This window comes from Pseudomonas sp. H1_G08 (assembly GCF_054681355.1).
The window spans coordinates 2,145,852-2,165,889 of the sequence record NZ_CP162822.1 but is presented as its reverse complement, the minus strand read 5'-3'; the positions used below and the strand labels follow the sequence as shown (position 1 = coordinate 2,165,889).

Annotated in this window: 25 protein-coding genes and 1 pseudogene; 7 read left to right on the top strand and 19 right to left on the bottom strand. The window is 58.8% G+C overall.

Features of this window, described 5'->3' with window-relative positions; all coding sequences use genetic code 11:
* Positions 1–80 precede the first annotated feature (80 nt).
* The gene (locus tag AB4N85_RS09845; RefSeq protein WP_150740958.1) at positions 81–2,069 is read right to left on the bottom strand and encodes a peptidase U32 family protein; all 1,989 of its coding nucleotides are present in this window, start codon (positions 2,067–2,069) and stop codon (positions 81–83) included.
* A 224-nt stretch (positions 2,070–2,293) separates the two neighbouring features.
* Here AB4N85_RS09845 and AB4N85_RS09840 point away from each other — a divergent pair, with 224 nt between their 5' ends.
* Positions 2,294–2,770 carry a hypothetical protein gene (locus AB4N85_RS09840; RefSeq protein WP_095180154.1) on the top strand — a complete coding sequence of 159 codons (477 nt, stop codon included), beginning with the start codon at positions 2,294–2,296 and terminating at the stop codon, positions 2,768–2,770.
* A 164-nt stretch (positions 2,771–2,934) separates the two neighbouring features.
* Here AB4N85_RS09840 and AB4N85_RS09835 read toward each other — a convergent pair whose 3' ends face one another.
* Positions 2,935–3,315: a RidA family protein gene (locus AB4N85_RS09835; protein WP_024013136.1), complete on the bottom strand. Its 381-nt coding sequence runs from the start codon at positions 3,313–3,315 to the stop codon at positions 2,935–2,937.
* Between the two features lie 215 nt (positions 3,316–3,530).
* Between AB4N85_RS09835 and AB4N85_RS09830 the strand changes: the two genes are divergently transcribed.
* The gene (locus AB4N85_RS09830; RefSeq protein ID WP_056789598.1) at positions 3,531–3,944 is read left to right on the top strand and encodes a cupin domain-containing protein; all 414 of its coding nucleotides are present in this window, start codon (positions 3,531–3,533) and stop codon (positions 3,942–3,944) included.
* A 12-nt stretch (positions 3,945–3,956) separates the two neighbouring features.
* Here AB4N85_RS09830 and AB4N85_RS09825 read toward each other — a convergent pair whose 3' ends face one another.
* From AB4N85_RS09825 to AB4N85_RS09780, 10 genes and pseudogenes are all read right to left on the bottom strand, one after another.
* Positions 3,957–4,208, bottom strand: coding sequence for a hypothetical protein (locus AB4N85_RS09825; protein ID WP_095180153.1), 252 nt, complete (start codon positions 4,206–4,208; stop codon positions 3,957–3,959).
* Positions 4,205–4,462 (bottom strand): DUF6555 family protein, encoded by a 258-nt coding sequence (locus AB4N85_RS09820; RefSeq protein ID WP_041480147.1) that lies wholly within the window; start codon positions 4,460–4,462, stop codon positions 4,205–4,207. Before AB4N85_RS09820 ends, AB4N85_RS09825 begins: the two co-directional genes overlap by 4 nt.
* A gap of 232 nt (positions 4,463–4,694) precedes the next feature.
* Complete coding sequence (locus tag AB4N85_RS09815) at positions 4,695–5,246, bottom strand: ATP-dependent Clp protease proteolytic subunit (RefSeq protein WP_041480149.1); 552 nt, start codon at positions 5,244–5,246, stop codon at positions 4,695–4,697.
* Positions 5,247–5,622: 376 nt separating this feature from the next.
* A pseudogene (locus AB4N85_RS09810) lies at positions 5,623–5,739 on the bottom strand (con-10 family general stress protein); the annotation flags it as partial.
* A gap of 309 nt (positions 5,740–6,048) precedes the next feature.
* Positions 6,049–6,279, bottom strand: a complete 231-nt coding sequence (locus AB4N85_RS09805) for a hypothetical protein (RefSeq protein WP_076562638.1) — start codon at positions 6,277–6,279, stop codon at positions 6,049–6,051.
* A 161-nt stretch (positions 6,280–6,440) separates the two neighbouring features.
* Positions 6,441–7,478, bottom strand: a complete 1,038-nt coding sequence (locus tag AB4N85_RS09800; protein ID WP_095180151.1) for a DNA topoisomerase IB — start codon at positions 7,476–7,478, stop codon at positions 6,441–6,443.
* Between the two features lie 71 nt (positions 7,479–7,549).
* Positions 7,550–8,629, bottom strand: coding sequence for a molybdenum ABC transporter ATP-binding protein (gene modC, locus AB4N85_RS09795; RefSeq protein ID WP_460067875.1), 1,080 nt, complete (start codon positions 8,627–8,629; stop codon positions 7,550–7,552).
* 3 nt (positions 8,630–8,632) lie between these two features.
* The gene (gene modB / locus AB4N85_RS09790) at positions 8,633–9,313 is read right to left on the bottom strand and encodes a molybdate ABC transporter permease subunit (RefSeq protein ID WP_122611386.1); all 681 of its coding nucleotides are present in this window, start codon (positions 9,311–9,313) and stop codon (positions 8,633–8,635) included.
* The gene (modA, locus tag AB4N85_RS09785) at positions 9,314–10,081 is read right to left on the bottom strand and encodes a molybdate ABC transporter substrate-binding protein (RefSeq protein WP_056789618.1); all 768 of its coding nucleotides are present in this window, start codon (positions 10,079–10,081) and stop codon (positions 9,314–9,316) included.
* A gap of 133 nt (positions 10,082–10,214) precedes the next feature.
* Complete coding sequence (locus tag AB4N85_RS09780) at positions 10,215–11,279, bottom strand: NAD(P)H-dependent flavin oxidoreductase (protein WP_056789622.1); 1,065 nt, start codon at positions 11,277–11,279, stop codon at positions 10,215–10,217.
* A gap of 206 nt (positions 11,280–11,485) precedes the next feature.
* On the opposite strand from AB4N85_RS09780, the gene acuI reads away from it, so the two are divergent.
* On the top strand, positions 11,486–12,469 hold the full coding sequence (gene acuI / locus AB4N85_RS09775; RefSeq protein WP_056789624.1) for an acrylyl-CoA reductase (NADPH): 984 nt from the start codon (positions 11,486–11,488) through the stop codon (positions 12,467–12,469).
* Here the strand turns inward: acuI and ada are convergent.
* The 4 genes from ada to AB4N85_RS09755 all read right to left on the bottom strand — a co-directional run bounded on the left by ada (position 12,459) and on the right by AB4N85_RS09755 (position 14,781).
* Positions 12,459–13,520, bottom strand: coding sequence for a bifunctional DNA-binding transcriptional regulator/O6-methylguanine-DNA methyltransferase Ada (gene ada / locus AB4N85_RS09770; protein WP_252882135.1), 1,062 nt, complete (start codon positions 13,518–13,520; stop codon positions 12,459–12,461). The two genes, acuI and ada, sit on opposite strands and share 11 nt — an antisense overlap.
* A gap of 80 nt (positions 13,521–13,600) precedes the next feature.
* Positions 13,601–14,272 (bottom strand): DNA oxidative demethylase AlkB, encoded by a 672-nt coding sequence (alkB, locus tag AB4N85_RS09765; RefSeq protein ID WP_252867698.1) that lies wholly within the window; start codon positions 14,270–14,272, stop codon positions 13,601–13,603.
* A gap of 7 nt (positions 14,273–14,279) precedes the next feature.
* Entirely contained in the window at positions 14,280–14,450 is a 171-nt protein-coding gene (locus AB4N85_RS09760) for a hypothetical protein (protein WP_024013125.1), read from the bottom strand.
* Positions 14,451–14,478: 28 nt separating this feature from the next.
* A complete protein-coding gene (locus AB4N85_RS09755; RefSeq protein ID WP_007912251.1) occupies positions 14,479–14,781 on the bottom strand; it encodes a DUF1883 domain-containing protein in 303 nt (100 codons plus the stop codon).
* 211 nt (positions 14,782–14,992) lie between these two features.
* Between AB4N85_RS09755 and AB4N85_RS09750 the strand changes: the two genes are divergently transcribed.
* Positions 14,993–15,349 (top strand): hypothetical protein, encoded by a 357-nt coding sequence (locus AB4N85_RS09750; protein WP_016774925.1) that lies wholly within the window; start codon positions 14,993–14,995, stop codon positions 15,347–15,349.
* Between the two features lie 72 nt (positions 15,350–15,421).
* Positions 15,422–15,652 (top strand): hypothetical protein, encoded by a 231-nt coding sequence (locus AB4N85_RS09745; protein ID WP_016774924.1) that lies wholly within the window; start codon positions 15,422–15,424, stop codon positions 15,650–15,652.
* Between the two features lie 3 nt (positions 15,653–15,655).
* On the opposite strand, the gene AB4N85_RS09740 is transcribed toward AB4N85_RS09745, so the two are convergent.
* Positions 15,656–15,943, bottom strand: coding sequence for a hypothetical protein (locus AB4N85_RS09740; protein WP_016774923.1), 288 nt, complete (start codon positions 15,941–15,943; stop codon positions 15,656–15,658).
* 140 nt (positions 15,944–16,083) lie between these two features.
* Positions 16,084–16,269: a hypothetical protein gene (locus tag AB4N85_RS09735; RefSeq protein WP_016774922.1), complete on the bottom strand. Its 186-nt coding sequence runs from the start codon at positions 16,267–16,269 to the stop codon at positions 16,084–16,086.
* A 258-nt stretch (positions 16,270–16,527) separates the two neighbouring features.
* On the opposite strand from AB4N85_RS09735, the gene galU reads away from it, so the two are divergent.
* The gene (gene galU, locus AB4N85_RS09730; RefSeq protein WP_024013124.1) at positions 16,528–17,367 is read left to right on the top strand and encodes a UTP--glucose-1-phosphate uridylyltransferase GalU; all 840 of its coding nucleotides are present in this window, start codon (positions 16,528–16,530) and stop codon (positions 17,365–17,367) included.
* A 129-nt stretch (positions 17,368–17,496) separates the two neighbouring features.
* Positions 17,497–18,855 carry a glutathione-disulfide reductase gene (gene gorA, locus AB4N85_RS09725; protein ID WP_217848966.1) on the top strand — a complete coding sequence of 453 codons (1,359 nt, stop codon included), beginning with the start codon at positions 17,497–17,499 and terminating at the stop codon, positions 18,853–18,855.
* Here the strand turns inward: gorA and AB4N85_RS09720 are convergent.
* Entirely contained in the window at positions 18,852–19,868 is a 1,017-nt protein-coding gene (locus AB4N85_RS09720) for a DNA-binding protein (RefSeq protein WP_217848965.1), read from the bottom strand. The two genes, gorA and AB4N85_RS09720, sit on opposite strands and share 4 nt — an antisense overlap.
* Positions 19,869–20,038: the final 170 nt, after the last annotated feature.

Genomic DNA, 20,038 nt, shown 5'->3' with positions numbered 1-20,038 from the left:
GCGTTTTTTTATGCCTGCGATTTACCGCGCTCGAGCCAGGCATGCGTGCGCGATGCCGAAGCACCGCGCACGCCGGTCACTCAGTGCGGTGCGCGCGGGATGGTTTTCATCAGGTCTTCAGGGCTGATGTGGCCGACCACGCTGCCCGGCTGCGGCAGGTTCAGAATGTGGCCTTTCATCTTGCCGATGATGTGCATCTCGCACGGCTTGCAATCGAACTTCAACGTCAGCACTTCATCGCCGTGGATCAACTGCATCGGCGCGACCTTGGTGCGCACGCCGGTCACGCCTTTGGCCTGTTTCGGGCACAGGTTGAAGGAGAAACGCAGGCAGTGCTTGGTGATCATCACCGGCACCTCGCCTGGCTCTTCGTGAGCTTCGTACGCCGCGTCGATCAGCTTGACGCCGTGACGGTGGTAGAAGTCGCGGGCCTTCTGATTGTAGACGTTGGCGAGGAAGGTCAGGTGCGAATCCGGGTACACCGGCGGCGGCGTGGTTTCGGCCTTGCGGCTGCCACGCGGATGCGCGGCGACACGCGCCGCAGTCAGCGCTTCGATCACTTCGCGACGCAGCGACTTGAGCTGCGAGTTGGGAATGAAGAACGCTTGCGGCGCATCCAGCTTGACGTCGGTGGCGTGGTACTGCGTGGTGCCGAGCTGACCAAGCAGGTCGCGCAGTTGCTCCAGCGCCTGCTCCGGCTTGTTGGCAACGCCGAACGGCCCGTTGAGGGTGACGCTGGCGCTGATGCCTTCTTCGCTGGTCGCGGTCACTTCCAGCTGTTCTTCACGCAGACGAGCGAACCAGCTCAGGGCCACGCGACGTTCCGAAGAAGTTTTCTGCAACGCCTGCTGCCAGTTGTGATCGAGGTTGCGATTGAGCGGGTGGCTCGGACGCAGCTTGAACAGGCCCTCGGGCATTTCGTTCGGCTCGACGCGGTAGCGGTAGCGCTTCTCGCCGTCTTCTTCGAACTCGCCTTTGGCCTCGGCGATGTTGGCGCGGAAACCGACCACTTCGCGCTTGACCAGCACGTTCAGGCCGTCGCCGTTGGACAGCGGCTCGTGAGTGACAACCTGCATGTCACGCTTGCCGACTTTTTCCACCGTGCCGACCGGCAGCCCGGTGAAGGTTGGCGAATCGAAGGCGCCGATGTCGATCTTGCGATCGGTCACGAAGTAATCGGTGCTGCCACGGTGGAAGGTCTTTTCCGGGTCGGGCAGGAAGAAATGCACCGTCCGGCCGCTGGAGGCGCGGGCCAGGTCAGGGCGGTCTTCGAGCACGTCGTCCAGACGCTGGCGGTAATAGGCGGTGATGTTCTTCACATAGCCCATGTCCTTGTAGCGACCTTCGATCTTGAACGAACGCACGCCTGCTTCGACCAGCGCGCGGATGTTGGCGCTCTGGTTGTTGTCTTTCATCGACAGCAGGTGCTTTTCGTAAGCGATCACGCCACCCTTTTCGTCTTTCAAGGTGTACGGCAAGCGGCAAGCCTGGGAGCAGTCGCCCCGGTTGGCGCTGCGGCCGGTCTGCGCGTGGGAAATATTGCACTGGCCGGAGAAGGCCACGCACAGCGCGCCGTGGATGAAGAATTCGATGGCCGCGTCGGTTTCATCGGCGATGGCGCGGATTTCCTGCAGGTTCAGCTCACGGGCCAACACCAACTGCGAGAAACCGGCCTGATCGAGGAACTTCGCTCGCTCGAGGGTGCGGATGTCGGTCTGGGTCGAGGCGTGCAGCTCGATCGGCGGAATGTCCAGCTCCATTACGCCCAGATCCTGAACGATCAGCGCATCGACGCCGGCGTCGTACAACTGATGGATCAGCTTGCGCGCCGGCTCCAGCTCGTTGTCGTGCAGGATGGTGTTGATGGTGGTGAAGATGCGTGCGTGGTAACGGCGGGCGAACTCGACCAGTTCGGCGATTTCGCTGACTTCGTTGCAGGCGTTGTGGCGTGCGCCGAAGCTCGGGCCGCCGATGTACACGGCGTCAGCGCCATGCAGGATGGCCTCGCGGGCAATGGCGACATCGCGGGCAGGGCTGAGCAATTCCAGGTGATGCTTGGGCAAGGACATAGTTTTTTTAGTCAGGCGGTCACGGGCAAGGGGCGCATTGTACCTGTGAAACACTTGGGCGGCATCAGCGTGCCGATATCAGGTACGAAGGACCTAGCACAATACGAGGCAATGCATAACTGTAAAGACTGTCAGTTGTCCGCCCGCGTCCAAAGCGTGAACATCAGGTGGGAGCGGGAAAGTCGCTCTGGCCTATATCACGCAAGACATTGGAGATTAATATCATGAAAGGTAATAACGCCTTCGCGACGATTGGTATCTCGGATTTCGCGTCGTTTAAACCGCGTCCTCGCAAGACGGCCGAAGTGTATTACAAAGCGGTCGTGTCACCCGATCATCCGGGCATAGGCAAGCCAATATTCTCCGCTACTCGGCATCTTTATTTCGGCACAAAAGAGACGTTTAGCGTTATTGGTCAATATTTTACGGACGAGGTGGGTGAGATCATTTCATTTGTGATAGATCGCTCCCTTACGGACGGTACGCATGAAATTGGCGGGTTCGGAAGCCCTGTCGCGGGATTGATGACTATGTCGCATGAAATCTTATATGCGAAAACAGGAACAATAGAGTTTGCTCGCAAACACGAAGAAGGCATCGATTCGATTACGGCAACATTCAATTTTGAAATCGAGCACCGCGGGCAAACATACCGGGTATCAGAAGGTAAACTGTTTGTTATAGCTAGTGGTCCCCTTTAAGTTTTGTGAATAGACCGTTGACGCCAATTCGCTCAACGAGCGAGCCAGCGCATGCCAAACGGCCGCATCCTGGTGGCTGCTGTGTTTGGCGCGCGCCCTTGAGTATTTCACTGCGTACGCCGCAACCGGAATCGTGGCGGCAGCCTACGCAGTATTTCCGCAAATCAGCCCTTGGCCGCCATCGCCGTCACCTCCACACGCATCCCTTCAACCGCCAGCGAGGCGACGCCCACCGCTGCCCGCACTGGCCAAGGCTTGGCGAAATAGCGTTTGTACACTTCATTGAAAGCCCCGCGATCGCCCATGTCGGTGAGGTAAATGGTCAGGTGCAGCACCCGGTCCATCGAACTGCCAGCACGTTCCAAGGCGACTTTCAGCGCTTGCAGCGTGCACTCGCTTTGCTCGGTGATGCCGCCGAGTTCCAGGCTGCCATCGGCGCGGGTCGGGATTTGCGTCGAGACCATGATCCCGCCAAAGGTGGCGACGTCGGAAGAAATCGAATCGGTGTCCGGATCAGGCGTGAAGATGATGTCTTGATTGGCCATGGGCATCTCTTGTTTGGGTGAATGAAGATTGCGGCAGTTTACAGATTCTTTCCCACCATGGCCCGGACGGGGACCGCGACACGTTTGTATAAGCGTGTATCAGCCCTCAGCGGATACACACGGCAACACCAAACTGCGCTTTCGAGACACATCCGCCTTACATGCCGAGCCCAAAGTAGCCCTCACACCAACACTACGTTCAAGAGGGCACCACCATGTACCGTCCACTGTTTCTGGCTTCTGCCGTTGTCTTCGCCTCCCTTGCCGGTTTCGCCCATGCGGCAGATGCGCCGGCGACGAGCTGGCAGAAAGGTCTGAGCCGTACTGATCTGGTTCGCCAGGATCTCGGCGCTGACAATCGCGAGGTGATTCAGGCGCGTATCGATTTCGACGCTGGCGTCACCTCGCCTCGGCATGCTCATCCCGGCGTGGAAGTGGCCTATGTCATCAGCGGCACGTTCGAGTATCAGCTCGAAGGGCGGGCGCCGGTAATACTCAAGGCCGGTGATTCGTTGTTCATTCCGGCGGGCGTGGCGCATGTGGCGAAAAACATTGGCAGCGAAAAGGGCGTGGAACTGGCCACTTACGTCGTGCCGAAAGGCGAGCCGCTGCTGATCCTCAAACCATGACCTGCCAGGCTGCTATTTCGAGCGCGGCTTGCTCATTGCGCGCTTGATGCGCATCCAATCCTGATAGGCCGCCGTTCGCTTGGCGTCGGCCAAGGCTTTTGCTTCGCTGAAGCGAGCCCAAGACTCAGGGCTGTCGGCGTCATGCTCAATGATTCTGTAGGCCGCCTCTTCCAGCAGGTCGGCCTCGCGGAACATCGCGGCGTTTTCTGCCATCTCGTCATCCCACGATCGGCCGAAACCGAATTTCAACGTGCGCTCATTCATTTTGCGTGATCCTCCTCCCACACCAGAGGCACCGACTCGCGCCATTGCACCTCGGTTACGCCGAAGCGTTCCGCCATTGGTTTGGAAAAACGTTTCAACGGAGGCCGACCGGGGCGGGGGATGGGCGCGATTCCTGCGTCGCAACTTGCCCACTGCCACGCTTCGGCGTTGTTCATGTTTTTTGTGCGAATGACGAATGACCTGGGCTTTCCATGTAACAGGTACTCGATCACGTACAAGTCCACTGCGCTCATACATTTCCTCCGGCTGTTAAAAAGAGGGATGTCTGGCGAAATAAATAATTCAGAGAAAATTCTTTTGGCTGGGATGACCGGCATACGCCGCTTGTTTTGCGTTATACCGCCCGTTGGGGCGTGTACAAGTTGATGCGCCAATGCACTACATGATCTTGTAATGTCGCTGCTGAGAGTGGCGATCTCACTAGAATGAAACGCATCTAAAACGGCGCGTTATTCAGGAGGGGCTTCAGGAGTAAATGCATGAGCAGACAAAGTCTGCGTGAATCTCGGTGTCTTCAACCGCTGTGATCAGACCTGCATGCAAAGCTTCTTCAGGATTGATAATGCGCGGAGCCGCTGTCAGGTATTTTTCTGTCTCCAACGCATTTTTCCCGTTACTGGTACGCTCGGCGACAATCTGCGCGTACAGATGCAAGTCGTAATCCAGGCTCATGGCATATTCCGACATGCGCGAATGATCAACCGCTCCCTGCAAGTGCCAATGAAAAGGGTGAAACAGAAACTTGCTATGAGTGCACGCAGTGCGGCGCTGGCCGGCGAGGAAAACGATATTGCCCATCGACTCGACCGTTCCCAGGTTATGCGTGTGTACCGGGACGGGCAGCGCCATCAGAAAGTTGTACATCGTGAAACCGTAACTGCATTCGCCACCCATGGTAGCGATGTTCAGAATCAACCTGGGTGCATCTTCCTTTACCGCACGCGAGGCTCTGTCAATCAGCTGACCGCAGGTTGAAGCATTGATCGGGCCGGTAAAGTTAATCACGTGAACAGGCATGGCAATTTCCTCGACGGGCCGGGGCTCTGCAAACGGGCTCTTTGCGCAAGGACTGGTGCTCGTCAGTCAGGAGCTGCGTTCGTACGTTGGCGTCGTTTGCGTTTCTCGAGAGTTTTCAGAGTCAACGAGCAACTGCCTGCGCTCGTAACATTCATGTTGGGCACGATCGCTGTGCTGCGGGTGGCCAGGTTTTCTTTCAATGCACGGAGACACAGCGTTGTCCGGCAGTTTCTCCGGGGAGCTGCGCGTCGCTTCTGGAACAACTTCAGCGCCTTCGTGTTGGTGTAACTGGCTTGGAGGAGTATGTATGGAGGTGGTCATCTATGCGCTCCGTCGAATATTACAAGGGCAGCGAGGCTGCCCTTGTACCGCTCATTTACGACTTGCGACCTCCACTGTGGCTGGATTGTCCGCCTTTGCGACCAGCCTCGGATGCTTTTTCACGATCGTTGGCGAAGTTGCCGCCAGACTGTCCGCCTTTTTTTCCGGACTCTTGCATCTTGTCACGATCGTTGCCGGCGTTACCTGTATTTTTATTTCCGGTGGTCATGATAGCTCTCCGATATCTATTAACGTTTCGCTAGTGATGTCCGTTTTCGTCATGGACACCTACTTCGATTACATATCGGTTCACGGTGTTTTGATTTTTTTTAATTGATCCGATGAGCGGTGCCTGCACTTTCAACTTGTATCGGCCAGTAGTGCATATATAACTAAAAGGGCTACGCTCAATCGCATTGGATAATAAAGAAAAACACTTACACCGATGCCGAGCCGGTTGTTGAAGTTAATTGAACCTCGACTATCTGAATCGTGGCAACGGCCGATCAATTGGCTTGAGCGTCGAAAGCGTATCGCGAATCAGCGGCGTATCTTTCTCGATGTCGTGCAGTCGATCGCGGATGCGCAGTGCTGTCGGATGCCCGCCTTGATGATCAACCCAGTCGGCGATCTCTTTGCAGGCGGCTGCCAGGCGCGCCTGGCGGGCGTCGAGCAGGGTGAGGAGGGTGGTGATGGACTCTTTCTCGGACATGAAACACCTCCGTTCGCTGAAACGGCTGAGTTGCAACAAAAAGCCCGCATGGCGCGAACCTTCAGATCAACTATAGAAGCCCTGCGCGATCGTGCAAAAAATACCCGGCTCAGCTCATCGGCAAATCTTGTAGGAGTGAGCCTGCAGGGGGTTTGTGCGACTCAGGACGCCTCGCTCACCTCACACATCCGCTCGAGAAACATCGCCAAGGCTACTTCCTCAGCGCGCAGGCCTTTGCGCACTCTCGGGCGGGGCAGTTCGGCGAGCGCGCCGAGCATGAAATGTTCGAGCACCGCAGGGTGGATGTAGCATTTGCGGCACACCGCTGGCGTGTTGCCCAGCTGTTTGGCGACGTTCTTCACGGCTTCGACCACATGGCGCTTGGCCTCGGTTTCCGACTCATGCTGCAGCTCGCGCAGCACTGCCAAAGCCAATGCGCTGCCCGCCCAGGTGCGGTAGTCCTTGGCGGTGAATTCAGCGCCGGTGAGCTTTTGCAGATAGGCGTTTACGTCGGAGGAGGTGACAGTGTGCCGTTCGCCGTGTTCATCAAGGTACTGAAACAGGTTTTGCCCGGGAATCTCCAGGCAGCGCTTGATGATTCGCGCCAGACGCCGATCCTTGACGGTGATCTGGTGCTCGATGCCGCTCTTGCCACGGAACTGGAACAGGATCGCGCTGCCGTTGACCTCGACATGCCGACTGCGCAACGTGGTCAGGCCATAAGAGCGATTGTCCCGCGCATATTGGGTATTGCCGACGCGGATCAGCGTGGCGTCGAGCAGGGTGATGACCGTGGCCATGACCTTGTCGCGGCTGAAGCCCGGGGCGTCGAGCAGCGCCTCAAGCTGGCGCCGCAGTTTGGGCAGGGCCAGGCCGAATTCGCGAAGGCGCGAGTATTTGTCGGCGTCGCGCACTTCGCGCCAGCGCGCGTGATAACGGTACTGCTTGCGCCCGCGCGCATCGCGGCCGGTGGCTTGCAGATGACCGCGCGGGTCGGCGCAGATCCACACATCGGTGTAAGCCGGCGGCACCGCGAGGGCGTTGATGCGTTTGATTTCGTCCGGGTCGGTGATGCGCTGGCCCGACGGTTCGAAATAGACGAACTTGCCGCGCAGTTTTTTCCGGGTGATACCAGGCTGAGTGTCATCGACGTAATGCAGATCGGCGGGCAGGGCATCTGTCAGCACGGTATCGGGCATGGCGGTTTCCTTCGGTCATACGGCAGTCTGTAACTGATTGACCGCAGGCGCTGGCCGTCGTGCCGAATGATTTACGCGAGCACCGCCACCGCCTTGATCTGCGCCCACAGCCGCTGGCCCGGGTGCACGCCCAATTGGTCACGCGAGAAGCGGGTGATCCGCGCCAGCAGCGGCGTGCCGCCGGCATCCAAGCGGATCAGCACGTGGGCGCTGTTGTCAGCGGCCTGTTCGCTGATGACGGTAACGGGCAGACGATTGAGAATGCTGCTGGCCGCATCATTGTTCAGCGCCAGGCTGATGTCGCGGGCGTGCACCTTGCAGCGCAGGGCCTGACCCACGGCCATGGGCGCATGGGTGACGCGAATATTCATGTCCGTGGCCGGCAGTTGCAGGCTAAGCAATTGATAGGTGGCGTCGTAGGCGCTGACCTGACCTTCGATGATCACCCCGGCGTCATCGCCCAGCGCCAAAGGCAGATCCAGACGCGCCAGGGTCTCGCCGATCGGACCGCTGGCGAGGGTTTTGCCATCGCTCAGCAACACCAGATGATCGGCCAGACGCGCGACTTCATCCTGGGCATGGCTGACGTACAGCAGCGGAATATCCAGTTCGTCGTGCAGGCGTTGCAGGTACGGCAAGATTTCGCTTTTGCGCCGGCTGTCGAGAGCCGCCAGTGGTTCGTCCATCAGCAGCAGTTTCGGGCTGGTCAGCAGGGCGCGGGCGATGCCGACGCGCTGCCGCTCGCCGCCGGACAGATGCTGCGGATGGCGCTCGAGCAAATGGCCGATGCCGAGCAGTTCGGTCGCTTGGTTGATATCGACCCGGCGTTGCGACTTGGCGATGCGTTTGAGACCAAACTCCAGATTGGCCAGCACCGACAGATGCGGGAACAGACTGGCTTCCTGAAACACGTAGCCAAGCGCACGTTTATGCGGCTGGACGAAGATGCCCTTGGCACTGTCCTGCCAGACCTCGGCGTTGATCTGCACAAAACCCTGCTCGGCGCGCTCCAGCCCGGCGATGCAGCGCAGGCAGGTGGTTTTGCCGGAGCCGGAATCGCCAAACAGCGCGGTGACGCCCCGGCCCGGCACTTGCAGATCAACATCCAGTTCGAACCCCGGATAAGTGCGTTTCAGGCGTACATCAATCATCGATCAGCTCCAGCCTGCGCGGGTTTTGCGGCTGGAATACAGCGCCAGCAACACCAGAAACGAGAACACCAGCATCGCCGCGGACAGCCAGTGCGCCTGGGCATATTCCAGCGCTTCGACATGGTCGTAAATCTGCACCGAGACCACGCGGGTCTTGTCGGGAATGTTGCCGCCGATCATCAGCACCACGCCGAACTCACCGACGGTGTGGGCAAAACCGAGGATCGCTGCGGTGATGAAACCGGGGCGCGCCAGCGGCAGGATCACGCTGAAGAACGTGTCCCAGGGATTGGCGCGCAACGTCGCGGCGACTTCCAGCGGGCGGGTGCCGATCGCCGAGAATGCGTTTTGCAGCGGTTGCACCACGAAAGGCATGGAGTAGATTACCGAGCCGATGACCAGCCCGGTGAAACTGAACGTCAGCGTGCCCAGCCCCAGCCATTGAGTGAACTGGCCGAGAAAACCGTGCGGCCCCAGCGCCAGCAACAGATAAAAGCCGATCACCGTCGGCGGCAGCACCAGCGGCAGGGCGACGATGGCGCCAATCGGGCCGCGCAACCACGACGAGGTGCGCGACAGCCATAACGCGATCGGCGTGCCGATCACCAGCAGAATCACGGTGGTCAGCGACGCCAGTTTCAGGGTCAGCCAGATCGCGGCGAAGTCGGCACTGGTCAGCGACATTTACAGTTCATATCCGAAGGATTTGATCACCGCAGCGGCTTTCGGGCCTTTGAGATAATCGATCAGGGACTTGGCAGCAGCGCTGTCTTTGCCTTTGTTCAAGATCACCGCGTCCTGTTTGATCGGATCATGCAGGGTGGCCGGAACAATCCATGCCGAGCCGCTGCTGATTTTGCCGTTCTTGAAGATTTGCGACAGCGCCACAAAGCCTAGTTCGGCGTTGCCGGTGGAGACGAACTGGTAGGCCTGAGTAATGTTCTGGCCTTCGACGATTTTGCTTTTCGTGGCTTCGCTCAACTGGAGTTTTTCCAGCACCTGGGTGGCGGCGAGACCGTATGGCGCGGCTTTCGGGTTGGCGATGGACAAGTGCTGGTATTGGTTGGTTTTCAGCACGTCACCCTGTGCATCCACATAACCTTCTTTTGCCGACCACAGCGCCAGGGTGCCAATGGCGTAGGTGAAGCGCGAGCCTTTGACGGTTTCGCCTTCCTGTTCGAGTTTTGCCGGGGTGCTGTCGTCAGCTGCGAAAAACACTTGGAAGGGCGCGCCGTTTTTGATCTGGGTGTAGAACTGGCCGGTTGCGCCGTAAGCAGCAACCAATTTGTGCCCGGTGTCTTTTTCGAAATCGGCAGCGATGGCCTGGATTGGCGCGGTGAAATTGGCGGCGACCGCCACTTGCACTTCGTCAGCTTGCGCGGCACTGATGCTGAAAAATGTGAGGAATGAGGCGAGACAGGCAGGGGCGAGGCGTGTGGCAGCAGGTGTCATGTAAAGGCTCCGTGATCGGCATTGAATGCTTTGCTTTGGATAACGCCGATACACGGGCGCAATCGCTGTATACGGAAATATATAGCGATATGCCGCCAAGTGGCGAGGGAATAAATCCGCTCGCCGCGTAGATTCAATGACGGTTGAGTTTCGCCAATGCGCCCTCGGCGAGTTGCCGGGTCAGTTCAGCGCTGCCGATATCCTTGCCCAACGTCAGCGCCTGACCGGCCCACAGATTGGCAAAATCGGCGTCATCCTTGGCTCGCAGCGGCATCAGCGCGCCGCCGGCCAACGGGAAGGCTGGCGCTTGCGCTGACATCGGGCCGAGTTCGCGCATCGCCCGATTGACAATACCCCGCGCCGGACGTCCGGTGAAAATGTTGGTGATGGCGGTCTCGCTTTCCTTGGCGGTGCGCAGGGCCTTGTGGTGCGAGGCGCTGACCTTCGCCTCCGGGGTAAACAGAAACGCCGTGCCGACTTGCACCGCCGAGGCGCCGAGCATCAACGCGGCTGCTACGCCTCGGGCATCGCTAATCGCACCCGCCGCAATCACCGGCACCTTCACCGCGTCGACCACCTGCGGCACCAGTGCAAAGGTGCCGACCTGGCTGCTCAGATCATCGCTGAGAAACATCCCGCGATGCCCGCCCGCCTCATAACCCATGGCGATGATCGCATCGCAGCCGTGTTGCTCCAGCCAGATCGCTTCTTCGACCGTGGTGGCAGATGAAAGGATTTTCGCCCCGGTTGCCTTGACCCGATCAAGCAGATTTTTCTCCGGCAACCCGAAATGAAAACTCACCACTTCGGGGCGGAATTCTTCGAGCACGGCACACGCAGTCTCGTCGAAAGGAGCACGGTTGGACACCGGCGTCGGCGCCTCGAAATCGGCACCGAGTTCGCGGTAGTAAGGTTCGAGCAGATTTTTCCAGTCCCGGGCTCGCTGCTCATCAGGCGCCGGTGGCTGATGGCAGAAGAAATTGACGTTGAACGGCTTGGTGGTGTGCTGGCGAATCGTCTTCAGTTCTTCGCGCAGTTGCTCGATGCTCAGCATCGCTGCGGGCATTGAACCGAGGCCGCCGGCATTGCACACGGCAATCACCATCGAAGAATTGGTCGCACCGGCCATCGGGCCTTGGATGATCGGCAGTTCGATACCGAGAAGATCAAGGATACGGGTGTCTGGCCACTGGCTCATAAAGCAATTCTCCGAACGATGAAACGGGCAGGGACGGCAAGCGGTTTTAGCAGCAAAACCGGCTGCGGGGCCAGTCTGAAATTCTGAACATTACGTGCAGTTTTTCAGCGTCGGTGTGGGTGGCTTAGCGAAAGTCGAGTGTGGCAATGTGTTGCGATGTGTTATTTCAGGGCACGCTTTCTTCCCATTATTTTCGAGAGGCCGTCATGTTCAATGCCATTCTGATCGACAAAGATGACAGCGGTTATCGCGCCAATCTGCAGCAAATCGATGAGCAGCAACTGCCCGAAGGCAACGTCAGCGTGAACGTCGCGTACAGCACCCTGAATTTCAAAGATGGCCTGGCGATCACCGGCAGCAGCCCGGTGGTGCGCAAGTTCCCCATGGTTCCGGGGATCGATCTGGCGGGGACTGTCGAGTCCAGTTCGCATGCCGATTTCAAGGCGGGCGACCGAGTGTTGCTCAACGGCTGGGGCGTCGGTGAGAGCCACTGGGGCGGGCTGGCGCAAAAGGCTCGGCTTAATGGTGACTGGCTTATTCCGTTGCCCGAAGCTTTCACGCCGGCGCAAGCCATGGCCATCGGCACCGCAGGCTACACGGCAATGCTGTGCATTCTGGCGCTGGAGCGCCATGGCCTGACACCGGATCACGGCGAAGTGCTGGTCACCGGCGCCAATGGCGGGGTCGGCAGCTTTGCCATCGCCTTGCTCAGCAATTTGGGCTATCGGGTGGTGGCGTCCACGGGGCGGGTGTCCGAGCATGAATACCTGCAGCAATTGGGTGCTGCCGAAATCATCGATCGAGCCACCTTGTCCGAACCGGGCAAGCCGTTGGCGAAAGAGCGCTGGGCGGCGGTGGTCGATTCGGTCGGTAGTCATACGCTGGCGAATGCTTGCGCCAGCACACGCTCGGAAGGCGTGGTCGCGGCATGCGGGTTGGCGCAAGGCATGGATTTCCCGGCCTCGGTAGCACCGTTCATTCTGCGCGGCGTAACGCTGGCCGGGATCAACAGCGTGACCCAGCCCAAGGCGCGCCGTATCGAGGCCTGGGGCCGACTGGCCAAGGATCTGGATTTCTCGTTATTGCAATTGATCAGTCACGAAATCAGCTTGAGCGAAGCCCTTGAGGCCGCGCCCAGATTACTCGCCGGGCAACTGCGGGGCAGGGTGGTGGTCGACGTCAATCGTTGAGTTCGCGCTCAAGCAGTTGGCGTTTGCGCTCGACGCCCCAGCGGTAGCCGGAAAGATTGCCGTCACTGCGCACCACGCGGTGGCAGGGAATCGCCACCGCCAAACGGTTGGCCCCGCAAGCCTGGGCCACGGCGCGCATCGAAGTCGGCGCGCCGATGCGTTGCGCGATTTCGGCGTAACTTGCGGTGCTGCCTGCGGGGATCTCACGCAGCGCCTGCCAGACGCGCTCCTGAAACGCTGTGCCGCGTATATCCAGCGGCAAGTTCAGGCCCGTCGCGGGCGCTTCGACAAAGCCGACGACGCTGGCGATCAACTGTTCAAATTCGCGGTCGGCGCCGATCAGGTTGGCCTTGCGAAACTGATCCTGCAGGTTGCAGACCAGCTGATGCGGATCGTCGCCGAGCAGAATCGCGCAGATCCCACGTTCGCTTTGCGCCACCAGAATCGCCCCCAGCGAGCATTGGCCAACGGCAAAGCGAATGTCGTTGTTCTGCCCGGCAGCGCGATAGTCGGTGGGCTTCATGCCCAGCAGTTGATCGGCTGATTCGTAAAAGCGGCTGTTGGAATTGAAGCCAGCGTCATACAGCGCGTCGGTCACCGAGCCGCCGTCCGCCAGGCGCGCACGCAGTTTGCGTGAGCGATGCGCCGTGGCGTAAGCCTTGGGCGTCAGGCCGGTCGCGGCTTTGAATACTCGATGAAAATGGAAAGGGCTAAGGCCGGCGCTGGCGGCGAGGCTGTCGAGCGCGGGCAATGTCTCGCACGCTTCGATCTGCCGGCAGGCTGCTGCGATGATCGCCGCATGTTGCGCGTCATTCTGGTCCTTGCTGGCGCGTTTGCTCGGCCGATATCCGGCAGCTTCGGCGAGTTCGGCGGTGTCGAAAAACTCGACGTTCTGCGGTTTCGGCAGGCGCGCCAGACTGCTCGGCCGGCAATAGATGCCAGTGGTTTTGACCGCATAGACAAATTGCCCGTCGGCACGCGGATCGCGCGCCACCACAGCGGCCCAGCGGGGATCGTGTTCAATGCTGATTGTCTTCGAAAGCTTGTCCATGAGAGGGGATCCGTTGACCTGTTTGAGTCAGGTTAACCAGCATCGTAACCCGCAACACTCCGCGCCTTGCGGTCAAACTTTTATTGAGCGCCCGCTACGCGGAAGGTGATGTTGATGCGCCGCTCGCCCAAGAGCGGGTGACGGCCAGGTTTGATTGGCAGCACGCCGTGATAGCGCAGGCGGTCCACGCCGCCCCAGACCACCATGTCGCCATGCAACAGCGGAATGCGCTGGGTTTTAACGCTGCGTTCGAAGCCGCCGAACAGAAATATCGCCGGCAAACCCAGCGACAGCGAAACGATGGGCGCGGCATAACCTTTTTCGTCTTTGTCCTGATGCAGCGACATCTTGGCGCCGGGGACGTATTGGTTGATCAGGCAGGAGTCGGCTTGAAAACCCGTAAACCCGGCGCGTTCCGCCGCCTCGTGCGCCAGATCGGCAAACACCGCCGGCATCGACGGCCACGGCAAGCCGCTGAGTGGATCGACGCTGGAATAACGGTAACCGCTGCGATCGGTGATCCAGCCCAGCTGTCCGCAACTGCTGGTGCCGACCGACATGCTGAAACCGCCGGGCGTGACCATGTGGCGTAGCGGGGCGGCGGCAAGAATGGCGTCGAGCCCGGTCAGCAGTTGCTCGACCTGCGGCAAGGCGAACCCGCGCAGCACCCACGATTGTTCGCCGATCTGCTCGGCGCGGGGCTGCTGTACGGGTTCGTTGTCGGCGAACAGGTCAAACGTGGTCGGGTGCATAGGTTGGTTACAGCGCTTTGCTGACCTTGATCTCACTGAGCTCTTCGTCAGCGTGCATTTTCTTCAGCGCCGCCTTCGCTTCCTCGTCAGTGCCGGTTTCCAGTTCAGCGAATTCGAAACGCTGTTCACCGTCCAGTTTGTACTTGATCACGTATTTGGTTTTTTGCGCCACGGTCATGTTTCCCTTTCAGAATAGGCTGCGCGTCTCAGCTCAGTTTAGTGCTGGAGCGACGGATGATCTTGATCGAGTGGGTCAGCGTCGGCTTGCGCGTCACGCTGATTGCGCGGCGGTTGACGGTGTCGATGGTGATGTTCCAGAAGCCGGTGCTCGGTGCGGTGATGCGTGCCGGGAACGTGTCGAACGCGCCGCCGTGGTAGGTGTGACGGCCGCCGTTTTTGAAGCTGCGGAAGTTGGCGTCGTTCATCAAACGGATGTTGCACATCTGCGAGCATTGAATGACGACGATGTCGTCTTCGTTGAGGTGCTCGCGCTGGTGAATGAATTTCATGGGCGCCTCCAGAAGGGCTTTTTCTACTAAATCAAAACGATAGCTTGTCGATGGGCGCAGTTTATCAGCCCGCACGGGTTATTATCTGGCCGTCGGGCGTTGCTTTGACAAATTTTGAACAGAACTTCGCCATGGCGGGCGGGTTAAATGCACAAGGCCCCGGAGAAAAGCGGCATTTGTGCTGTCGGACGGTCTTTAACGGAGGATTTCTATGAAGTGGGGTGTGGTGTGTGTGCCGTTGATTCTGGCGATGGCCGGTTGTGCAAATGTTTCCGAAATCAATGAAACGCTGCCAACCATGAGCGTGATCTCCGGCAAAAAGCCCCAGGAGTATGCGCAGTGTCTGACCGACAAGCTCGCTGACAGTCGTGGTGCGTTGCAAGTCCAGCCGCAGAAGGACGGTGTACGAGTCATCGTTCCCGGCAAACTTTCGTCAGGCCCGGCAGCCGTGTTTGATATCGAGGATCGCGCCGGCGGCAGCAGCATCAAGCTGCATGAGCGCATGTCCAACGTGCCGGTTCGCCCTCGCGATGTACAGAAAGCTGCGAACGCCTGTATTTCCGGCTGATAGACTAGCGAACATCAGCACCCGATGCCGTCACAGTCCTGCTGTGGCGGCATTGTCATTTATGGAGTCGCAATGAAGCGAGAGCACGTGCGGGAGCGCCACGCAGAGGGCCTTATCTCTGCCACTCATGTCATCCAGAACCCGGCGAATCCGGGTGAATGGATCGTGTTTTTCAAGAAGAGTGCAGGGCGCAGCTACTTTTTGGTGGATGACAATGACGAGGTCGAGTCCTTCAATCGGCTCGACGACCTGATCGAGGTCGTCCGTGGCCTCGGGATCAAATTCGCCGAAATCCACATGTAAGGCTTACTTGCAGACGACCACGACGTTACGGGTCTTGTAATTGCCAACGTCAACGCCCAGGGTTTTGTCATCTTCCTTGGGCGCCGGTGTGCCATCAGTACCGACGATGCGATAGCCGGTGCCGGCGCAGGATGCATCGGCCTTTTCGTAGCACATGGCCCATGAGTTGGCTTCGCCGGAACAGTCGATGCTCAGACCCTGTTCGCCATTGTTCAGATAGGTGGGCTGCGAAGTGGCACAGCCGCTCAGTACCAATACCGCGAAAAGCGGCTGCAGTTTGTTCAGGTTCATGGTTGCGAGGTCTTCAAGTGGGGGACTGGTTGCTCTGACAGCGCCGCGATGAAAAGGTTATAGCGATTGGCCACTTGTTTGCCAACAAAGCACAAAAAAGCCCTGCATGCTGGCAGGGCTTGGCGCAAGTGCTAAAAGGATCAGTCCTGATCTTTGCCTCGGCGCTTGGAAGAAGCAGGCGTATCAGTGAACACCGAGGCCACATCTGTTGCCATCTGCTCGCTGTCGAAAGGCCCGGCGATATGTTCGCCATTGGTAGTGGTCAGCGTCCACTTGCCGTCTTTCTTGTCGATCACATACCCGTTGATGATTTTTACCGCAGCCATCTAGTCTGTCTCATTCGCTGGTTCAAAGGCCCCATGATAGCGGCAAATGCTCGCAATGGGGGCTGATAAGCGTATGGTGATCCTGTTTGCCCGGATCTTGAGCTACGCTGACGCCGCCGCTGAAATACCCGGATGGAACTATCCGCGCGAATATTTCTCTATGTTGGCATCGGTTAGCCAGCGCGGGGCATTGTAAGGCGCACGCCGCCTGATTAGACTGCCCCGAAACTCGTACACACAGCCTTTTCAAGGACTTATATGATCAAGAAATGCTTGTTTCCAGCAGCCGGTTACGGCACTCGCTTCCTCCCAGCGACCAAAGCCATGCCTAAAGAAATGCTGCCGGTGGTAAACAAGCCACTGATCCAGTACGGCGTTGAAGAAGCACTGGACGCGGGCCTGACGGAAATCTCCATCGTCACCGGCCGTGGCAAGCGTGCTCTGGAAGACCACTTCGACATCAGTTACGAGCTGGAAAACCAGATCAAGGGCACCGACAAGGAAAAGTACCTGGTCGGTATCCGCAAGCTGTTGGACGAGTGCTCGTTCTCCTACACCCGTCAGACCGAAATGAAAGGTTTGGGCCACGCAATCCTGACTGGCCGCCCACTGATCGGTGACGAACCGTTCGCCGTGGTCCTGGCGGATGACCTGTGTGTCAACATCGACGGCGACGGCGTACTGACCCAGATGGTCAAGCTGTACAAGCAGTTCCGCTGCTCGATCGTCGCGATCCAGGAAGTCGATCCGCAGGAAACCAACAAGTACGGTGTCATCGCCGGCGAAATGATCCGCGACGACATCTACCGCGTGCACAGCATGGTCGAGAAGCCAAAGCCGGAAGACGCGCCGTCGAACCTGGCGATCATCGGTCGTTACATCCTGACCCCGGACATCTTCGATCTGATCGAGCAGACCGAACCAGGCAAGGGTGGCGAAATCCAGATCACCGACGCCCTGATGAAGCAGGCCCAGAACGGCTGCGTCATGGCCTACAAGTTCAAGGGCAAGCGTTTCGACTGCGGTGGTGCTGAAGGCTACATCGACGCGACCAACTTCTGCTTCGAAAACTTCTACAAGACTGGCAAGGCTTACTAATAGCATCTGCCTCGTCTGCAAAAGAAAGCCACCTTCGGGTGGCTTTTTCATTTTCCGCCCTTATATGGATGGCAGTGCTTGCCCAATGAATGGCTGCGGGTATGCTGATGGCCTGCCGAGGAGATAGAAATGGCCTACGATTTTGACCTTTATGTGATTGGTGCCGGTTCCGGCGGTGTGCGGGCTGCGCGGTTTGCCGCAGGCTTCGGGGCGAAAGTGGCGGTGGCAGAAAGCCGTTACCTGGGCGGCACGTGCGTCAACGTCGGCTGCGTGCCGAAAAAGCTGTTGGTCTACGGCGCGCACTTTGCCGAGGACTTCGAGCAGGCGTCCGGTTTCGGCTGGAACCTGGGCGAAGCCAACTTCGACTGGGCCACGCTGATCGCCAACAAGGACCGTGAAATCAATCGCCTTAACGGCATTTATCGCAATCTGCTGGTCAACAGCGGCGTGACCCTGCACGAGGCGCACGCGAAAATCGTTGGGCCGCACGAGGTCGAGGTTAATGGCGAGCGCTTCACCGCGAAAAACATTCTGATCGCCACCGGCGGCTGGCCGCAGATCCCTGAAATTCCGGGGCATGAGCATGCGATCGGTTCGAACGAAGCGTTCTTCCTGAAAGAGTTGCCCAAGCGTGTGCTGGTGGTGGGTGGCGGTTATATCGCGGTCGAGTTCGCCGGGATTTTCCATGGCCTCGGTGCCAACACCACGCTGCTGTATCGCGGCGATCTGTTCCTGCGTGGTTTCGATGGGTCGGTGCGCAAGCACCTGCAAGAAGAATTGACCAAGCGCGGCCTCGATCTGCAATTCAATGCCGACATCGCGCGCATCGACAAACAGGCCGACGGCAGCCTGAAGGCGACGCTCAAGGATGGTCGCGTGCTCGAAGCCGACTGCGTGTTCTACGCCACCGGCCGGCGTCCGATGCTGGACAATCTCGGCCTGGAAAACACCGATGTTCAGCTCGACGACAAGGGCTTTATCAAAGTCGACGACCAGTATCAAACCACCGAGCCGTCGATTCTGGCGCTGGGCGACGTCATTGGTCGCGTGCAACTGACCCCGGTCGCTCTGGCCGAAGGTATGGCCGTGGCGCGGCGTCTGTTCAAGCCGGAGCAATACCGTCCGGTGGACTACAAGATGATTCCGACCGCCGTGTTCAGCCTGCCGAACATCGGCACAGTCGGTTTGAGCGAAGAGGAAGCGCGCGAATGTGGCCACGAAGTGGTGATTTTCGAAAGTCGCTTCCGGCCGATGAAGCTGACCCTGACTGACTGTCAGGAGAAAACCCTGATGAAGCTGGTGGTCGACGCCAAAACCGACAAGGTACTTGGCTGCCACATGGTCGGGCCGGACGCTGGCGAGATCGTGCAAGGTCTGGCGATCGCCTTGAAGGCCGGCGCGACCAAGCGCGACTTCGACGACACCATCGGGGTGCACCCGACGGCCGCCGAAGAGTTCGTCACCATGCGTACGCCGGTCAGCGCTTAAGCATCCTTCGCTTTGGCTGAGTCTGGTGCTGCCGCAACGGTAGCCGCCAGACGCTGGCTGTCTTCAAGGCTTGCCTGAACCTTGAGCAATTCCTTTTCCAGTGACTGATTGAGCTGCGTCTGCTCGTCGACGCTCTGCTTGAGGGCTCGGCTTTCCAGTGTCGCCACGCGCAGACGTTCCTGGAGAAGGGTGCGCTCGCTGTCCATGCGCGTGGCCTGCTCGAGCAACTGATCCTGACGCTGATTGCTGTGCTTGAGCTGATCCTGCACCAGGTTCAGCTCGCGCTGAGTGCCACGGTTTTCGGTGAGCAGGCGTTCGTTATCGCGGTGCAATTGTGTGATCTCATCCTGACGCACCAATGCGCTCTGCTGGGCTTGACGCAATTCTGCCTGTATCTGCTGAAGTTGCCCTTCGTGGCGGGCCTGCTCCTGCTCGCGCTGTTCCTTGGTGGCGTTACGGTAATGCTCCAGCGCATCGCGGGCGTGCAGGTGCTTTTCTTCCAGTGAGCGGATCTGCTCGTCCTTGTCCTGCAAGCGCAATTCAAAGTCGGCCAATGCCTGGTTGAGGCCGGCGTTGCGCGTCTGTTCGGTTTGCAGCATCGAGCGGGTGTTGCTCAGCGCTTCGGATTCGCGTTGCAGTGCGGCGCCTTGAATGTCGTGGTCGTGCTCGAGTTTTTCCAGCGCCTGGCGAACCTGTTTCAGCTCGGTTTCCAGTGCTTCGCGTTGCTCCTCGAACTGTTCGCGGGCTTGCTCGATGGGTTCCTGTGCTTGTTCTTTCAGGCGCTGGGCGAGGCGAGAGACGAGGGCGGTGAGCTCATCATCGATCGGTTCTGCTGACGCCTCATTCGGCTGGGCGCCGTCGTCCAGTTCTTTCAGATAGCGATGGATCGTGGTTTTCGAGCCGGTGTTGCCCATTTCAATGCGTACTGCATCGATGCTTGGGTGTTCGCCGCGAGCGAGGATCGCTGTGCGTGCGATTTGCACCAGTGCTTTGGTAATGCCGCCACGGGCCATGTGAACTCCTACGTTTACGTACTGTGGTACATGCCACTAAAGTAAGCAGTGTACCATGCTGAAAATATGGGTAAATCTTTGAGATAAAACAGGCGGGATATACTGGTATTACCCAATGTCAGGGGGCAAAATGCGCATCTGCATGCCTGAACCCGTACGCCAGCGAGAAA

Excerpts from the sequence above, each read along its gene's own strand:
- AB4N85_RS09845 (WP_150740958.1), bottom strand. The coding sequence starts at position 2,069 with ATGTCCTTGCCCAAGCATCACCTGGAATTGCTCAGCCCTGCCCGCGAT.
- AB4N85_RS09840 (WP_095180154.1), top strand. The coding sequence starts at position 2,294 with ATGAAAGGTAATAACGCCTTCGCGACGATTGGTATCTCGGATTTCGCG.
- AB4N85_RS09835 (WP_024013136.1), bottom strand. The coding sequence starts at position 3,315 with ATGGCCAATCAAGACATCATCTTCACGCCTGATCCGGACACCGATTCG.
- AB4N85_RS09830 (WP_056789598.1), top strand. The coding sequence starts at position 3,531 with ATGTACCGTCCACTGTTTCTGGCTTCTGCCGTTGTCTTCGCCTCCCTT.
- AB4N85_RS09825 (WP_095180153.1), bottom strand. The coding sequence starts at position 4,208 with ATGAATGAGCGCACGTTGAAATTCGGTTTCGGCCGATCGTGGGATGAC.
- AB4N85_RS09820 (WP_041480147.1), bottom strand. The coding sequence starts at position 4,462 with ATGAGCGCAGTGGACTTGTACGTGATCGAGTACCTGTTACATGGAAAG.
- AB4N85_RS09815 (WP_041480149.1), bottom strand. The coding sequence starts at position 5,246 with ATGCCTGTTCACGTGATTAACTTTACCGGCCCGATCAATGCTTCAACC.
- AB4N85_RS09805 (WP_076562638.1), bottom strand. The coding sequence starts at position 6,279 with ATGTCCGAGAAAGAGTCCATCACCACCCTCCTCACCCTGCTCGACGCC.
- AB4N85_RS09800 (WP_095180151.1), bottom strand. The coding sequence starts at position 7,478 with ATGCCCGATACCGTGCTGACAGATGCCCTGCCCGCCGATCTGCATTAC.
- modC (WP_460067875.1), bottom strand. The coding sequence starts at position 8,629 with ATGATTGATGTACGCCTGAAACGCACTTATCCGGGGTTCGAACTGGAT.
- modB (WP_122611386.1), bottom strand. The coding sequence starts at position 9,313 with ATGTCGCTGACCAGTGCCGACTTCGCCGCGATCTGGCTGACCCTGAAA.
- modA (WP_056789618.1), bottom strand. The coding sequence starts at position 10,081 with ATGACACCTGCTGCCACACGCCTCGCCCCTGCCTGTCTCGCCTCATTC.
- AB4N85_RS09780 (WP_056789622.1), bottom strand. The coding sequence starts at position 11,279 with ATGAGCCAGTGGCCAGACACCCGTATCCTTGATCTTCTCGGTATCGAA.
- acuI (WP_056789624.1), top strand. The coding sequence starts at position 11,486 with ATGTTCAATGCCATTCTGATCGACAAAGATGACAGCGGTTATCGCGCC.
- ada (WP_252882135.1), bottom strand. The coding sequence starts at position 13,520 with ATGGACAAGCTTTCGAAGACAATCAGCATTGAACACGATCCCCGCTGG.
- alkB (WP_252867698.1), bottom strand. The coding sequence starts at position 14,272 with ATGCACCCGACCACGTTTGACCTGTTCGCCGACAACGAACCCGTACAG.
- AB4N85_RS09760 (WP_024013125.1), bottom strand. The coding sequence starts at position 14,450 with ATGACCGTGGCGCAAAAAACCAAATACGTGATCAAGTACAAACTGGAC.
- AB4N85_RS09755 (WP_007912251.1), bottom strand. The coding sequence starts at position 14,781 with ATGAAATTCATTCACCAGCGCGAGCACCTCAACGAAGACGACATCGTC.
- AB4N85_RS09750 (WP_016774925.1), top strand. The coding sequence starts at position 14,993 with ATGAAGTGGGGTGTGGTGTGTGTGCCGTTGATTCTGGCGATGGCCGGT.
- AB4N85_RS09745 (WP_016774924.1), top strand. The coding sequence starts at position 15,422 with ATGAAGCGAGAGCACGTGCGGGAGCGCCACGCAGAGGGCCTTATCTCT.
- AB4N85_RS09740 (WP_016774923.1), bottom strand. The coding sequence starts at position 15,943 with ATGAACCTGAACAAACTGCAGCCGCTTTTCGCGGTATTGGTACTGAGC.
- AB4N85_RS09735 (WP_016774922.1), bottom strand. The coding sequence starts at position 16,269 with ATGGCTGCGGTAAAAATCATCAACGGGTATGTGATCGACAAGAAAGAC.
- galU (WP_024013124.1), top strand. The coding sequence starts at position 16,528 with ATGATCAAGAAATGCTTGTTTCCAGCAGCCGGTTACGGCACTCGCTTC.
- gorA (WP_217848966.1), top strand. The coding sequence starts at position 17,497 with ATGGCCTACGATTTTGACCTTTATGTGATTGGTGCCGGTTCCGGCGGT.
- AB4N85_RS09720 (WP_217848965.1), bottom strand. The coding sequence starts at position 19,868 with ATGGCCCGTGGCGGCATTACCAAAGCACTGGTGCAAATCGCACGCACA.